Origin of the sequence: Luteitalea sp., from assembly GCA_009377605.1 — a bacterium.
Taxonomy (GTDB): Bacteria; Acidobacteriota; Vicinamibacteria; order Vicinamibacterales; family Vicinamibacteraceae; genus WHTT01.
On sequence record WHTT01000296.1, the window covers coordinates 1 to 618 of the forward strand.

A 618-nucleotide genomic window follows, 5' to 3' on the forward strand; every position below is an offset into this window, starting at 1 on the left:
TAAAGGCCTGCGCTACGTCTGCCAACGAGGCCAACACAAGTGAGCTCTGGGGATAGATCTAAAACACGATTTTCAATCCAAACTGCAGGTTTCGCGCTCGGCCGGCGCTGCTGATCTGGCCGAACTGAGGGGTGCCTAAGACACTTCCGGGCAAGACAAAGTTTGGGGTATTGAAAAGGTTGAACGCCTCGAAGCGGAACTGAACAGTCACCGCGTCGGTCACCATGAACTGCTTGAAGGTTGCAAAATCGACGACCTTTGCGCTTGGCCCGATGAGGGCATTCCGCGCTAGGTTACCGAACGTGAACGGTTCCGGGGCCTCGAACGCAGCCGTGTTGAAGAATTCCTCGAGCTCGTTCGCGCCCTCCGGTCTTGTCGGATCGCCGACCAAGTTGGGACGCGTTCCCTGGCCGATGTTTGCGGGATCTCCCTGGACGGTCAAACCAAAAGGCTGGCCGGACGTGAGTCTGACAATGCCAGCTACTCCCCAGCCCCCGAGGAGGGCGTTCGTGAGGCCGGTCCAGTCCGCGCCCCAGCGGCGGCCTGCCCCAAACGGCAGCTCCCACATGCCACTCGCCACGAACCTGTGTTTACGGTGCTGATTGTCCAATGCCCGCT

At 59.7% G+C, this 618-nt stretch carries 1 protein-coding gene; it reads right to left on the bottom strand.

Annotation, left to right across the window (positions count from 1 at the left end; genetic code table 11):
- Positions 1 to 58 precede the first annotated feature (58 nt).
- A complete protein-coding gene (locus GEV06_29005) occupies positions 59 to 580 on the bottom strand; it encodes a hypothetical protein (GenBank protein ID MPZ21879.1) in 522 nt (173 codons plus the stop codon).
- Positions 581 to 618: the final 38 nt, after the last annotated feature.